The sequence below is a fragment of the Arthrobacter sp. StoSoilB5 genome, from assembly GCF_019977235.1.
GTDB lineage: Bacteria > Actinomycetota > Actinomycetes > Actinomycetales > Micrococcaceae > Arthrobacter.
The window spans coordinates 3,694,303-3,708,429 of sequence record NZ_AP024646.1 but is presented as its reverse complement, the minus strand read 5'-3'; the positions used below and the strand labels follow the sequence as shown (position 1 = coordinate 3,708,429).

Annotated in this window: 11 protein-coding genes; 8 read left to right on the top strand and 3 right to left on the bottom strand. The window is 60.4% G+C overall.

Annotated elements, in window-relative coordinates:
- Positions 1-25: 25 nt before the first annotated feature.
- The 6 genes from mtrB to secA all read left to right on the top strand — a co-directional run bounded on the left by mtrB (position 26) and on the right by secA (position 9,618).
- Positions 26-1,804 (top strand): MtrAB system histidine kinase MtrB, encoded by a 1,779-nt coding sequence (mtrB, locus tag LDN75_RS16725; RefSeq protein ID WP_263422403.1) that lies wholly within the window; start codon positions 26-28, stop codon positions 1,802-1,804.
- A complete protein-coding gene (locus LDN75_RS16720; RefSeq protein WP_223933615.1) occupies positions 1,801-3,519 on the top strand; it encodes an LpqB family beta-propeller domain-containing protein in 1,719 nt (572 codons plus the stop codon). The genes mtrB and LDN75_RS16720 overlap by 4 nt, the downstream gene beginning before the upstream one ends.
- A 100-nt stretch (positions 3,520-3,619) precedes the next feature.
- Complete coding sequence (locus LDN75_RS16715; protein ID WP_223933613.1) at positions 3,620-4,630, top strand: phosphoribosyltransferase family protein; 1,011 nt, start codon at positions 3,620-3,622, stop codon at positions 4,628-4,630.
- 158 nt (positions 4,631-4,788) lie between these two features.
- Positions 4,789-5,517, top strand: a complete 729-nt coding sequence (gene raiA / locus LDN75_RS16710) for a ribosome-associated translation inhibitor RaiA (protein WP_223933612.1) — start codon at positions 4,789-4,791, stop codon at positions 5,515-5,517.
- Between the two features lie 27 nt (positions 5,518-5,544).
- Positions 5,545-6,834 (top strand): crosslink repair DNA glycosylase YcaQ family protein, encoded by a 1,290-nt coding sequence (locus LDN75_RS16705; protein WP_223933610.1) that lies wholly within the window; start codon positions 5,545-5,547, stop codon positions 6,832-6,834.
- A gap of 42 nt (positions 6,835-6,876) precedes the next feature.
- Complete coding sequence (secA, locus tag LDN75_RS16700; protein WP_223933608.1) at positions 6,877-9,618, top strand: preprotein translocase subunit SecA; 2,742 nt, start codon at positions 6,877-6,879, stop codon at positions 9,616-9,618.
- Positions 9,619-9,669: 51 nt separating this feature from the next.
- On the opposite strand, the gene LDN75_RS16695 is transcribed toward secA, so the two are convergent.
- The 3 genes from LDN75_RS16695 to LDN75_RS16685 all read right to left on the bottom strand — a co-directional run bounded on the left by LDN75_RS16695 (position 9,670) and on the right by LDN75_RS16685 (position 12,014).
- Entirely contained in the window at positions 9,670-10,092 is a 423-nt protein-coding gene (locus LDN75_RS16695) for an Rv3235 family protein (protein ID WP_223933606.1), read from the bottom strand.
- A gap of 161 nt (positions 10,093-10,253) precedes the next feature.
- Positions 10,254-11,051 carry a LysM domain-containing protein gene (locus tag LDN75_RS16690; RefSeq protein ID WP_223933604.1) on the bottom strand — a complete coding sequence of 266 codons (798 nt, stop codon included), beginning with the start codon at positions 11,049-11,051 and terminating at the stop codon, positions 10,254-10,256.
- Between the two features lie 747 nt (positions 11,052-11,798).
- Positions 11,799-12,014, bottom strand: a complete 216-nt coding sequence (locus tag LDN75_RS16685) for a helix-turn-helix domain-containing protein (RefSeq protein WP_223933602.1) — start codon at positions 12,012-12,014, stop codon at positions 11,799-11,801.
- Between the two features lie 156 nt (positions 12,015-12,170).
- Between LDN75_RS16685 and LDN75_RS16680 the strand changes: the two genes are divergently transcribed.
- Both LDN75_RS16680 and LDN75_RS16675 read left to right on the top strand, forming a co-directional pair.
- Positions 12,171-12,815 carry an SAF domain-containing protein gene (locus LDN75_RS16680; protein ID WP_223933601.1) on the top strand — a complete coding sequence of 215 codons (645 nt, stop codon included), beginning with the start codon at positions 12,171-12,173 and terminating at the stop codon, positions 12,813-12,815.
- On the top strand, positions 12,812-14,122 hold the full coding sequence (locus tag LDN75_RS16675; RefSeq protein ID WP_223933599.1) for a P-loop NTPase: 1,311 nt from the start codon (positions 12,812-12,814) through the stop codon (positions 14,120-14,122). The genes LDN75_RS16680 and LDN75_RS16675 overlap by 4 nt, the downstream gene beginning before the upstream one ends.
- Positions 14,123-14,127: the final 5 nt, after the last annotated feature.

Here is a 14,127-nt window from a genome sequence, read left to right as displayed (position 1 = left end):
AGTAAGAAGGAACCTTCCCTGGTTGATGTGGCGCGCCCGGATTTGGACCCGACGTGGCCTGATCCTGGTCCTCAGGGTTTCCCGCCTCGTCGCGATTGGTGTCCGGCAGATACGGCCGGGACTTCGCTTCCTCTGGCGTTCGTTGCTAAGGCGGTGGCGGCGGTCATTGGAGTTCAGGACAGTGCTGACCACACTCCTGCTGGCTGTTACCTCCTTTGCGATCGTCGGAGCCTACCTTTCCAACCAGATCGCCAATAACCTGTTCCAGGAGAGGCTGGCCCAAGCGGAGTCGGAGTCCCGATACAACGTAAAACAGGTTCAGGACACGTTCGACGGCGCACAGGTTACCGATCAGTCAAGCGTCATCACGTTGGTTTATGACACGTTGACCGCCGTGGAAGGCCGGGGCTCGGTGATCCAACGGCGCTACGTCTTTGAAGCTGTGCCGGAACAGACCAAACCCCGTAACCGCTGGGTTGAGTCGCGGGCCTCGGACCAGCTGACCGTCCGCGTCATTCCGCCCGAACTGCGAAAAGCCGTCCAGGACGGCGGCAAGCAACAGTTTTGGGCCTCCATGCAGTTCCCGGTGGGCAACGAGGACCGTCCAGGTATTGCTGTCGGAAACAAGGTAACGTTCAACGGCACTGCGTATGAGCTGTATCTGATCTACGACCTCAACACCGCCCAGAAAACCCTGGACGAAATCCAGAACGTCCTGTGGGCTGGTGGCGCAGCGCTCGTGCTCATGATCGGTGCCATCGCGTGGTATGTCACGCGCAACGTCGTCAGCCCAGTGAGCCACGCTGCCGTGGTATCGGAAAAGCTGGCGGCCGGCCAACTGCAAGAGCGCATGGTGGTCAAAGGTGAGGATGAGGTAGCCAGGCTCGGTGCCTCCTTCAACCATATGGCGGCCAGCCTGCAGGAGCAGATCACCCAGTTGGCCACGTTGTCCCAAATGCAGCAGAGGTTCGTCTCCGATGTCTCCCACGAACTGCGGACTCCCCTGACAACCGTCCGCATGGCCGCGGAGGTCCTTTACGACGCCCGTGAGGACTTTGACCCCATGAACAAGCGCTCAGCCGAGCTCCTTTATCACCAAGTGGAGCGCTTCCAGTCCTTGTTGTCGGATCTGCTGGAGATTTCGCGTTTCGACGCCGGTGCTGCCGTTTTGGACGCCGAACCGCAGGACATCTTCCAAGTGCTTTCGCACGTCATGGAGGGTGCAGCGCCCGTAGCCGCCGAATATGGCTCGGAGGTCCGCCTGAACGCCCGCCAGAAGAGCATCATCGTGGAAATGGACTCTCGCAGGATTGATCGAATCCTGAGGAACCTGCTCCTCAACGCCCTGGAGCACGGCGAGGGCAAGCCAATCCACATATCTGTCGCTGCCAATCATGATGCCGTGGCCGTGGCCGTGCGGGACCACGGCATCGGAATGAGCCAAGCGGAAGCAGCCAGGGTCTTCGACCGCTTTTGGCGGGCTGACCCGGCGCGTGCGCGTACAACCGGTGGAAGTGGATTGGGCTTGTCCATCGCGGCCGAAGACACCAAGCTGCATAACGGCTGGCTCCAGGCGTGGGGCCGCAAAGGCGCGGGCTCAAACTTCAGGTTGACCTTGCCACTAAGACGCGGGGGAACCATCCTCAAGTCGCCCCTTCAGTTGGAACCGGCGGACATCGAGATGCCAGGGGCTGCCAGCGAACGCCAGATGCTTGTCCTGGGCACGGGTTTTGGTGCTGGTAAAGGCAAATTCGACGCCGGAACTCCCCTTTCGGGTGACGACGGAAAGGGCGACGCATCATGAGGGCCCTCGACACCGCCCGCAGGCGGACGTTCGTGGCCGTGCTGGCGGCAATCATGGTTTTGTTGGCCTCATGTGCCCAGATTCCCCGGTCCGGTCCAGTGGGGAAAAGCCACGACGAGGGCGCTGGAAACCCTAACGCGCCTGTGTTCTTTCCTGCAGCACCGCGCGCTGGCTCTACGCCAGAAGCCGTCATTGAGGATTTCTACATGGCTGGCAGCGGTTATGAGGACGACTACCCTGTAGCACGGCAATATTTGACGCAAGCCCAAGCCGTGACGTGGAAGCCGGATAAGCGGGCCATAGTTTTCCGCGGGGCGGAAGTGGTTAAGACGGCCGTGGAGAATGAATACCTCTATGAAGTAGACCTTGCCTACTCAGTCGATGCCGACGGAATTGCCACGCAGTTCCCACCTGGAACGAAGGAGACCATCCCCGTCTCCCTTGAAAAAGTGGAGGGGGAGTGGCGGATCTCCAAGGTGCCGGATGGTACCGCGATTCCGGAAGAGACGTTCAAAGTCATTTACGGCGCCTTTCCCATCTACTTCTATGACCCGACGTTCACCTATGCGGTGCCGGACTACCGCTGGTTCATCAAAAAGAAGACCGTTAAGTCCATGACCAGCGCCCTGCTCGCCGGCCCTGCGCCTTATTTGCGCGGTGCCGTTGTGAGCGCCTTTCCCTCCGGGATGAAGTTGGCCCGGGAATCTGTCCCGGTGGTTTCCGGAGCAGCCCAGGTGGATTTGTCTGCCAAAGAACTCTTCGACGCATCAGCAGAAGACCGCCAACGGATGCAGAATCAGCTGGCATTAACTTTCAGAGGGCAACCGGACGTCATTAACGTCCAGCTTCGCGCCGACCAGGACCTGGTCCGCGTAGAGGATAACGGAACTGTTCTTCCGCCGGTTGTAGACAAGAACGTCCCTGCCCGCCAGGTTGCCGTCAACAACGGCGACCTGGTGCGCTATGAGAACAACCGTGTTTCGCCATTGCCGGACATTCAATCCGTTGCAGGGTTGGGCCCCCACTCACCCGCGGAGTCGCCGGTATCCCAAACCGTTGCCTTCCTCAACGGCGACAAAACCACCTTGTATTCAATCGAGCCGGGTCAAGTGGCCCGCCAACTGACCACCCGAAGCACGTTGACCGGGCCTTCGTTCAGTCCGCATGATTGGGTTTGGACGGCAGGGCCTGGTGCCAGGGGAAACACTGAAGTTGTGGCGTTCAAGCCCACTGGCGTTGCCCCGGGAATGGCTGTACCCGCGGTGACCATGTCTCCCACGTGGCTTTCCGGGCGGACAGTCAAGGATTTCCGGATCTCGCGCGAAGGTACCCGGGCGCTGGTGATATCCGAGGCGAACGGAAAAGCGGTGGTCCAGGTGACGGGCATTGTCCGCAACGCAGACGGCGTGCCCAAGGATCTCACGGCTCCCATCACCCTTTTTAGTTCCACCTCGCCTGACCAAGGAGTGTGGGTTAACGGTTCCACCGTTGCCGTCATGGCCAGTTCGGCTACGGCCACCGTGGTACCGGAGTTGCTCTCGCTTACATCGGGGGAGCCCCAGCAATTGGCGCCTTGGGACGGCCTCGTGAGCCTGAGCGCAGGGAATGGGTCCGAACAGATTTACGGCCAATCCAATGCTGGAATCTTTCAGCGGGTCGGCAACGGGTGGGAGCTTCAGCTTAAGGGCCCCACCGAGCCTGCCTTCCCTGGCTGAGGGGACGTAACCCGAACCCGCTGGACAAAAAGGTGGTTCGTTGTTCACATAGCGGTTTGTGGGCCTGTTGCCGGAACAAGAAGTGCCTGAGGCTATCAGCATGATCGATGCCTTGAACCACGTTCCTTCTGCCGCTGATGGTCCCCAATCCGCGAAACGCATCCGGCGCATGCTTGACCCGGATGTCGTGGCCCGGGACCCCTCTGCACCTCCGCGACGCGGAAGGGATCGGCGTCCATTGGGGCGCCTGATGGCCAGCCTGCAAAGGGCATTGATGGAGTTGCTTGCACTTCTCGTTCCCGTTGATTGCGTCTGCTGCGGCGTGGAAGATACCGCTCTGTGCAGCCGTTGTGCCAAGCGGGTGCGTCAGCTTTGCAGGAAGCCTTTCAGGGCCGAACAGGAATCGCCCGCGCTTGTGGATGTCGATGGCACTGCAAAGCTGGGCGTGGTCGCCGCAGGACCCTACAGGGATGAACTTTCCCAGTCCCTGTTGTCGTTCAAAAGCTTCGGCCAGTGGCGGCTGGCAGAAGTGTTGGCGCCGTGCCTCGGGAACGCTGTTCGCGCGGCCATTGGCGATCAGCCGGGGGTTTGCCTTATTCCTGTTCCCAGCAGCGGCAAGGCATTCCGGAGACGGGGTTTCAGCCCTGTACACCTTCTGCTCGGCTGTATGGGCAGACGCGGGATGTTGGCCGAATGCGCGGGCCTGGATGCTCTTGAGAAGACACGGCGCCTCCTCGAGGACCCTGCGCTGGCCGTGACCTGCAAAGACCTGATTCGAAATGGCATCAGCGCCATCCTTGGCGCGGACGCGGGCAGCCGTTCCAGCGGCCAAAAAGGACTCGGCCGGGGTGAGCGTGCCAGGCGTGTGCGGGGTTCCATGAGAGTTCGAGCCCGCTATGCGGAAAAAATCCGTGGGCAAAGATGCGTGGTTGTGGACGATGTCCTCACCACCGGAGCTACCCTCGCAGAGGCCGCCCGGGCGGTGTCCGCGGCCGGAGGGATAGTCTGCGGCGCCGTTGTTCTTGCGGCCACGAGGCCACCAGCCTACGCCTCGAATACCGTTGGGGACGAGCCGCATCGTGTGGTTAAGACGCAAACAAAAAATAAGTAGCCAAAGGGTGAATAACTCGTGCCGATGAACTAACGTCGGTTGTGGGTACCAAGAACAGATGTACCTGTCGATAGCGGCTCGGAAAGGGGCTCGACTGTCCGTCAGACCAGCCCCCAACAGCGTCGTTGTCGTGTCACCTGAGTTATTTGGAGGGCACCATGGAGTTCATGATCAGCGGACGAAATCTGACAGTTTCTGACCGCTTTCGCGAATATGCCGGCGAGAAGATCTCAAAGATTGAATCGCTGGGGGACAAAGTCCAGCGAGTCGACGCCAAGGTTTCCAAGGAGACCAATCCCCGGCAAACGCCGGGACAGCTCACCGTTGAAGTGACAGTCCTGGGCCGAGGCCCTGTTATCCGTGCCGAGGCCACAGCCGCTGACAAATTTGCTGCCTTCGATCTTGCGTACAACAAGCTGCTTGAGCGGCTGCGTCGCGCAAAGGATCGGAAGAAGGTGCACCATGGGCGCCACACGCCCAAGGCCGTTCGGGAAGCAACGGCCTCCCTTGAGCCCGCGAGTGCCAGCGAGCCAATCTACGTAGGGGCCACCAGCCAGGAAGAACCTGCACCCCAGGTCGATGAGCGGTCGCCCTACGAAATCGAGAACGACATCCCAGCGGGAGATTCACCCGTTTTGATCCGTCGTAAGGTTTTCCCGGCAGCATCCCTCACACTCGATGATGCAGTGGACAACATGGAACTCGTGGGGCACAACTTCTACCTGTTCCTGGACAAAGAAACCAATGCGCCCTCGGTTGTTTACCGGCGCAGTGGCTGGACTTATGGTGTGATTACCCTCGACTCCACCTGCGAGCCCGGCGAGGAAGCCGTGGAGGAGAAGATCCACGCTTACCGCTCCGACGATCAGGCGGCCACTGCCAAGTAAGGCCTGGTTGCACGTGAAAGGACTTCAATGACAGCTTCGCTGAGCCTGTCACAGGCGCGGCGGATCGCATTGGCAGCCCAAGGATTGGCGAAAGTCCGGCCCGCCGGCCCCGTGACCCCACGGGCGGTGGGCCGGACCTTTGCCCAGATCCAGCTTGTCCAGATCGACTCCGTGAACGTGCTGGCGCGGAGCCACTATCTGCCATTCTTTTCGCGGCTGGGAAACTATGACCCGGCAATCCTTCATTCCATGGCGGGAAGGAAGCCGCGCAAAATGATGGAGTACTGGGCTCACGAGGCCAGCTACATCCGGCCAGAGCATTTTCAAGACCTGCTGCATTGGCAAAAGCGCGCGTGGGTGGGTGCGCATCACTTGGAACCCACGGTGCGCATTGCCATGGAAGAACGAATCCTCGCAGCCCTTGAGGCCGGACCGCCCATGACGGCGTCGGCCTTGACCGCACAGCTTGGGCACACCGAGGACGCTGAACTGGAGAATTGGGGCTGGAACTGGAACACGGTAAAGCGCGTTCTGGAGCACTTATTTGAGGAAGGTCGCGTTTCGGCGGCTTCACGGACGCCCCAATTTGAACGTCTATATACACTTACCTCCAGGGTCCTGCCAGGTTCCGTACGGGCCGGCATGGATGCGGACGCCGCCCTTGACCGGCTCATGGAAGCAGCCGCGTTGGCCCATGGCATTGGAACGGTCCGATGTTTTGCCGACTACTTTCGAACCCCGCTGAAGGCGGGGGCCGACTCGGTGCAGCGACTTCTCCGGGCAGGCCGGCTGGAGCGCGTTTCCGTGCGCGGTTGGGACCGGGAAACCTACCGGCACGTCGAGGCCAGGCTGCCACGCAGAGCCGAAGGCCGAGCCTTATTGAGTCCTTTTGACTCGCTGGTGTTCGAGCGGCGCCGATTGGAAGAGTTGTTCGGGTTCCACTACCGGATTGAAATCTACACGCCCGCTGCCAAACGCCGTTTCGGATACTACGTTCTGCCCTTCCTGCTCAGGGAAGCCATCGTGGCACGAGTCGATTTGAAGGCTGAAAGAGCCACAAGCCAACTTCTGGTTCGTTCCGCTTATGGTGAGCCAGGAGCACCAGCGGATACCGCCGTCGAGCTTTCCGCCGAACTGTGGCTTATGGCCGAATGGCTGGGCCTTCAGGAAGTTGTTGTGTGGCCGGTGGGGGATCTCGCGGCTCCGCTGTCTGAGGCAGTGGCTTGGGGTCCCATCGGGCTCTGGGAACCAGAACGCCAAAGCAGTCCGCTCACAGGGGAACCCGGCAGCGTGGCGTTGGTCTCTCCCGTAGACTGAAACAGCCAGAATTCGGCAGCATGAGACTGGGAGCAATTTCACGTGGCATCACTAATCGAAAAACTTCTCCGCACGGGTGACAAAAAAACACTCAAGCAACTGCGGAACTATGCCGATTCCATCAATGCCCTGGAAGACTCATTCAAGACCTTCTCTGACGCCGAACTTCGGGAGGAAACGGACCGTCTCCGCTCCCGCCACCAAGATGGCGAGACCTTGGACGATCTCCTGCCGGAGGCATTTGCCGCCGTGCGCGAGGCCTCATCACGGACGTTGGGCATGCGTCACTTCGATGTCCAGCTCATGGGTGGCGCAGCCCTGCACCTGGGCAACATCGCCGAAATGAAAACCGGTGAAGGCAAGACCCTCGTGGCAACCGCGCCGGCCTACCTGAATGCCCTGACCGGCAAGGGCGTGCACGTGGTCACGGTGAACGATTACCTTGCCGAATACCAGTCAGAGCTCATGGGCCGTGTCTACCGCTTCCTTGGTCTCACAAGCGGCTGCATCCTCTCCAACCAGGATCCGTCCGTTCGCCGGCAACAGTACGCGGCGGACATCACGTACGGGACAAACAACGAATTCGGCTTCGACTATTTGCGCGACAACATGGCTTGGGATGCCAGTGAACTCGTTCAGCGGGGCCACAACTTCGCGATCGTGGATGAAGTTGACTCCATCCTGATCGATGAAGCCCGTACCCCACTCATCATCTCGGGCCCGGCTCAGGGCGACACCAATCGCTGGTACAGCGAATTCGCGAAGGTCGTGCTCCGGCTTCAACCGGAGGTCGACTACGAAGTCGACGAGAAGAAGCGGACTGTCGGTGTTCTGGAAGCCGGAATCGAAAAGGTTGAGGACTACCTCGGTATCCAGAACCTGTACGAATCGGCCAACACACCACTCATTGGTTTCCTGAACAATGCCATCAAGGCGAAGGAACTGTTCAAGCGCGATAAAGATTACGTCATCCTGGATGGCGAGGTCCTGATCGTGGACGAGCACACAGGCCGTATCCTCGCCGGACGTCGATACAACGAGGGCATGCACCAGGCCATCGAGGCCAAGGAAAACGTCGAAATCAAGGCCGAAAACCAGACCCTGGCCACGGTGACGCTGCAGAACTACTTCCGCATGTATTCGAAGCTGTCCGGAATGACCGGTACCGCCGAGACCGAGGCGGCCGAGTTCATGAGCACGTACAAACTCGGCGTGGTGCCGATCCCCACCAACCGGGACATGCAGCGCATTGACCAATCGGACCTCGTCTACAAGAACGAGATCGTCAAGTTTGACGCCGTTGTCAAAGACATCGCAGAACGCCATGAGAAGGGCCAGCCCGTACTGGTTGGCACCACCAGCGTTGAGAAGAGCGAATATCTCTCCAAGCTGCTGGCCAAAGAGGGAATCCGCCACGAAGTCCTGAACGCCAAGAATCACGCCCGGGAAGCGTCCATCGTCGCGCAGGCCGGACGTAAAGGTGCCGTCACGGTTGCGACCAACATGGCTGGCCGTGGTACCGACATCATGCTTGGTGGCAACGCCGAATTCACTGCCATCGCAGACCTCGCCAAGAAGGGCCTTGACCCGGAGGAGAACTCGGAAGAGTACGAGGCAGCATGGCCCGAGGCACTCGCGGCGGCCAAGCAAGCGGTCAAGGACGAGCACGAGGAAGTACTGGACCTTGGCGGCCTCTACGTGCTGGGCACGGAGCGTCACGAGTCCCGTCGAATCGATAACCAGTTGCGGGGCCGCTCCGGACGTCAGGGCGATCCCGGCGAATCCCGTTTCTACCTTTCACTGACGGATGACCTCATGAGGCTGTTCAATTCAGGTGCTGCCGAGCGGCTCATGAACAGTTCGGTGCCCGACGACGTCGCGCTGGAATCAAAGCTTGTTTCCCGGGCTATTGCCTCGGCCCAGGGCCAGGTGGAAGCCCGAAACGCGGAGCAGCGTAAGAACGTCCTCAAGTACGACGACGTCCTGAACCGTCAGCGTGAAGCGATCTACGGGGACCGTCGTCGGATCCTCGAAGGCGACGACCTCCACGAAAAAGTGCAATTCTTCCTGGAAGACACCATCAACGCACTTATCGAGTCCGCCACAGCGGAAGGCAACGGCGATGACTGGGACTTCAACCAGTTGTGGTCCAACCTGAAGACGTTGTACCCGGCCACCGTGACTGCACAGGAAATCATTGATGAAGCTGGCGGTAAGTCCAGGGTCACTGCTGAATTCCTCAAGGAAGAAATCCTCTCTGACGCGCGGCTGGTGTACCAGGCCCGTGAAGAAGCCATTGGCTCTGAAAGCATGCGCGAGTTGGAACGCCGCGTGGTTCTCTCGGTTCTCGGGCGTAAATGGCAAGAGCACTTGTACGAGATGGACTACCTCAAAGAGGGCATTGGGCTGCGGGCCATGGCCCAGCGCGATCCGCTGGTTGAGTACCAGCGCGAAGGCTTCGTGATGTTCCAGAGCATGATGGAAGCGATTCGTGAGGAAAGTATCGGCTTCCTCTACAACCTTGAAGTTGAGGTTACGCCAGCCGAAGACGTCGTTGTTGCCGACGATACTGCCGCGGGTGCACACACTGAGCATCACGATCCCCAGATCCGCGCTGCCGGCTTGGAGACACCGGAAAAGCCCGCCCAATTGCAGTACACCGCCCCGGGTGAGGACGGAGCGAGCCAGACCCGCATAGAAGGCCGCTCCTCAGGACGTTCGGGCAATCCTGCCAAGGCAGCCACGCAGGAGCAGCGCAAAACTGCCAAGAAGAAGCGTCGCTGATCGCACACCTAGGACGAAGGGTCCCGGACACACAAGTCCGGGACCCTTTTTCTAGCCGATCTCCAATGCGGTGACCTGCCATGTTCCGTCGCGGTGTTCCAACCTCATGGCGATGGCGCGGGAACGCTGCTCCTCAGACACGACGATGCTGGCCTCATAAACGGTCTCCGAAATGGCACAAGCACGAACGGAGCGGACCATTGGGCTTCTGTGTACCAGTAGTGAACCACGGGTACGTGCTGCGTGTTCGCGTGTGAGGGCGGCCCGATGCTGGAGCGACAGAAAGCAATCCGGATCCAGTGATCTGGACAGTTGGAGAATCGAACGTGTCCCGGCCAGGACCTCAACCGCTGCTTGGGCGATGCTTCGCGCCACCAGCCTTACGTCGAGGGTAGAAGCGTTGCCTCCGGCATTCATTTCAGGACGTTTGGTCCGCTGGCGGCTGGCGTGGCGGTGGGCAGTTACAACGGTCATGGTCAATCCTCATGAGTTCACTCTGTGAGCCGTTGCGCGGGCATCGCTTGGCTCAGGTTGCTACGTCTGGGATGACACTGGGAGTGGTTTTAGGGCTTGAACGCGTGCCCCTGAGTGGGTGGCGTCCATCGAAGTCGGGTTCTACTACGGGCGTGGAAAGCCTAACCCGGTGTTGGGGGCTGCAATATTTGCCCCGGGAGCAGCGCTGCAGGGTTGTCGCCTATGACTGCCCGGTTTGCTGCATACCAGTTCGGCCAATGGAGAGCGATGTCCACGTCCGTTGCGAATGGTCCAAGGCTGTCAGCGGCAATGGACCACAGCGAATCACCAGCCTTGACGACAACGCTGTCCTCGACTGGATGGGCCGGGGCCAAGCCGCGAGCGCCTGGACGCGCCAGGAGGCTGGGACTGACGACGGGAGGACGTGGCTGCCAGCCTGGCCCAAGCTTATTCGCGTCGTGGCCTTCGTCGCTGGCTTGCGATGGAGCCCCTCCGACAGGGATCCGGTGGGCCGCCTGGGTCCCAGCAGAGGGGTGCAAGGCCGCAAGCCCGGGCACTGTCGCACCGGTGGGGTGCCACGCGGGTTCCGGGGTCGTGGCAGCCTGTGCGGCATTTACTCCAAGAAAGTTCAGGCTTAGGAGGGCGAACGCCAGTCTTAGCATGAAGCCTGGACTGAACTTGGCCAATGCGTTGGCGCCGTCACTTTTGCCCGCACCGTGCAGGAGCGCAGCCCAAGCCGCGAGGCCAAGTGAGAGTATCCACCAGGAGACAATGGCGATTCCGAAGGCGCTGGACATAAGGGCGAGGAGGTGTTCGAAGGTGCTTCTTTGCCCGTGGGCCGCATTCACCTGCCACTGCCCCAACAAGCTCTGCCCGATGATCAAGAGCAACAGTCCCAGTCCGAGAAGCGTGGCGGCCAAGGCGGTGTCGTGCCGGATCCTGGATGGATCGCTGGTCATTCTTTACCTTCCGGCTCTTTAATGCTGTTTGATGTCATTTGATGATGTTTGCTCATTCTGAGCACAGACAAAGGACTTTGTCCAATCATGACGGGAAAAATGCGGCGGCGGTTGGCGCGACGCGCTAGGAGTCCTATTGTGACCATATGAGATGGGACTCTCTCTTTGAAGATCTGGAAGCGCAATTTTCTGCCGAGCGCGCCCTGGCCCGAGAATCGGAAATATCCGAACGTGTTCGGGTCGAAGTTGCGGGCCTGGACCTTGCCGACAGGCTTCGGGGAGTGGCCGGAGCTGAGATAGCACTGGTTCTCACTACCGGCGTGTCTCTACAGGGAACACTGGGCCATGTTGGCGGAGGATGGTTTGTCTTAGTCGACGGTGGACGGCAATGGCTCATTCCATGTGCATCGGTAACTCACTACGACGGACTCGGAAGATTGGCTCAGAAGCCTACGTCCCACGTGCAAAGTTCGCTGGGTCTTGCCAGCGCCCTCCGGGGACTCTCGCGTGACAGGGCCCAGGTGACAGTGGTCTTGAGCGCTGGTCCGCGAACGGACCTCAGGCTCCACGGTGTGATCGACAGGGTGGGGCGGGACCATTTCGACTTTGCCGACACCCGGGGTGAAGTGCGGCGAGGAAGTGCCGTGGCTGCCGTGAAGACCATACCCTTTACATCGCTTGCAGCCGTTTGCTCAACAAGTAGCCGGGGATTCTAGCTCTTCATCCCTACGCGTGGCAGCCCCCGAGTTAATCCGACTTGGACTTGGCCTCTTCAATCATGCGGCTGGCCTCGGCATACCGCTCCTCGATGTATTGCTCCAGCATCTTTTCCTCGATACGCCATTGACCACGTCCTCCGACCTGGATGGCTTTCAACTCACCGCTGCGAACCAGGGCATAAGCCTGTGGGGAATTGATCTGCAGTTGTTCGGCGACGTCCGCCAGAGTCAGGAATCGGGGCATGCCACTATTTTGGCATCTGTTGGTGCTGTTTGGCGTAGTTATCCACAATTTCGCATGATTTGCACTTCTTGACTTTGGCCCGGGCCTCCTCCCGGTAACAATGAACATGCGGCCCAGGGTTACCACGCCGCCAACTTCAATGGGGGAGCAGGAAAAATGGATCCGAGTACAGGCGTCGGCGGCGCCAGGTTTAAGAAGCCGTCGTGGAAGGATCCACGGCTGCTGGTGGGAGTGCTGCTTGTGCTCGTGTCCATCGCCGGAGTCATCTCCGTTGTCAGTACAGCCGACCGGACCACGCAGGTTTATGCCGCACGGGAAGGCATCTCCGTTGGCCAAACCGTGAAGCCCGGGGATCTGACCGTAGTTCAGGTTCGCTTGGACGACGTCGAGTCTGGCTATGTAACCGTGGAGGGCGGGATCGCCGAGGGCAAGGTCGCACTACAGAGAATTGAGAAGGACCAGCTGGTTCCACAGAAGAGCCTGGGGCAGGCTGACGCTTTGAACCGTAAGCCCGTTGCCATACCGATGGACGAGTCACTTCCGGCGCAGGCGGTTCCCGGGACAAAGGTGGACGTCTGGGTTGCCATGCCTGGCGCGCAAACTGCCTTTGACGAACCGCAGTTATTGCTGCCTGGTGCCGAGATCGCAGAGGTACTAGCCGGTTCCGGTGCCTTGGGCGCCTCAAAGACACCAGTCGTGCTGGTGCTGGTTACGGATAAGCAAATGCCCAAGCTGCTGGGTGCCAAGGCCAACGCGGCCAAGGTATCCGTTGTTTGGAACCCTACGGGCACCGGTCAATGAGCATCCCGGTCATCACTGTTGGCCCGGCACAGGAAGCCGTCGTTGGCGGTCTGGAGCGCCTCCACGGTCCCGTCACCGTAGTTCGTCGGTGTTCCGAGCTTGCGGAGTTGATGGCTGCCTGCCAGAGCGGGCTTGCCCTTGCGGCGGTCGTGGCCGAAGGCTGTGAGGAACTGACAGCAACATTGGTGGATCGGCTGGGTGCCGTAGGTGTGTCAATTGTCGCTCTGACGGGGGACCCCGCTGAGGCCGCGCGGCTCACCGCCATTGGCGTAGCAACAGCGTCCGCTGATATTGAACCCGCAGCTCTTGCCTCAAGGATCTCCGAGACGGTCGGGCGCTATGGGGGGATCGTTGGATCCCGCAAGTTTCCGGATGCCGGCTTCGCGGACTTCTCTTCCGGATTTCAGGTGGCGTCGGAAGGGCCGGAACCGGAAGCGGCTGCCGTCGGCTCCGGGCGGGTGATTGCGGTGTGGGGACCCACAGGTGCGCCGGGAAGAACCCTGGTTGCGGTAAACATGGCTGCCGAATTGGCCGCTGAAGGCAAGTCCGTGATCCTTGTGGATGCCGACAGCTATGGTGCGAGCGTATCCGCGATGCTGGGGCTGCTGGAGGAGTCCGCCGGCCTGGCTCAGGCCTGCCGGCTCGCTGACCAAGGATTGCTGGATGCGGATGCACTGGGCCGGGCCGCTACGACTGTCTTCACCAAGGGTGGCCTATTTCGAGTACTCACCGGCACCACGCGGGCGGACCGTTGGACTGAACTGAGGGCCTCTGCGCTCTCGCTCGTCCTTGAAAGAGCCAAGCAGGCTGCCGACGTAGTGGTTGTGGACACCGGCTTCTGCCTGGAAGCAGACGAAGAATTGAGCTTTGACACCATGGCTCCACGTCGGAATGGCGCTACGCTGCGTAGCTTGGAGCTGGCTGACGAAGTTATTGCCGTTGGGGCTGCGGACGCGATAGGCGTCCCGCGGTTGGTCCGCGGCTTGGCGGACCTCGAAGCCGCAGTTCCACAGGCAACGCCACGTGTCGTCCTCAACAAGGTCAAGAGGGCGTCAGCTGGTCGTTCGCCCAGACGGCAGTTATCCGAGGCCTGGGAGCGCTTCGGCCCTGGGCATGGCGTGGATGCGTACTTGCCGGCGGATGTGGACGCATGCGACGCGGCCTTGTTGTCAGGATCCGTTCTGCTGGAATCCGCGCCCGATTCTCCATTGCGTTTGGCCATCGCAGGGCTCGTCTGTGCACCCATCCAGCAAAAGCGGAAATCCCTTGGCCGATCAACCAGAGCCTTGGGCCTGCTTAAGCGCTAGGCTCG

Coding starts and splice junctions, on each gene's coding strand:
- mtrB (WP_263422403.1), top strand. CDS start 26: ATGTGGCGCGCCCGGATTTGGACCCGACGTGGCCTGATCCTGGTCCTC.
- LDN75_RS16720 (WP_223933615.1), top strand. CDS start 1,801: ATGAGGGCCCTCGACACCGCCCGCAGGCGGACGTTCGTGGCCGTGCTG.
- LDN75_RS16715 (WP_223933613.1), top strand. CDS start 3,620: ATGATCGATGCCTTGAACCACGTTCCTTCTGCCGCTGATGGTCCCCAA.
- raiA (WP_223933612.1), top strand. CDS start 4,789: ATGGAGTTCATGATCAGCGGACGAAATCTGACAGTTTCTGACCGCTTT.
- LDN75_RS16705 (WP_223933610.1), top strand. CDS start 5,545: ATGACAGCTTCGCTGAGCCTGTCACAGGCGCGGCGGATCGCATTGGCA.
- LDN75_RS16695 (WP_223933606.1), bottom strand. CDS start 10,092: ATGACCGTTGTAACTGCCCACCGCCACGCCAGCCGCCAGCGGACCAAA.
- LDN75_RS16690 (WP_223933604.1), bottom strand. CDS start 11,051: ATGACCAGCGATCCATCCAGGATCCGGCACGACACCGCCTTGGCCGCC.
- LDN75_RS16685 (WP_223933602.1), bottom strand. CDS start 12,014: ATGCCCCGATTCCTGACTCTGGCGGACGTCGCCGAACAACTGCAGATC.
- LDN75_RS16680 (WP_223933601.1), top strand. CDS start 12,171: ATGGATCCGAGTACAGGCGTCGGCGGCGCCAGGTTTAAGAAGCCGTCG.
- LDN75_RS16675 (WP_223933599.1), top strand. CDS start 12,812: ATGAGCATCCCGGTCATCACTGTTGGCCCGGCACAGGAAGCCGTCGTT.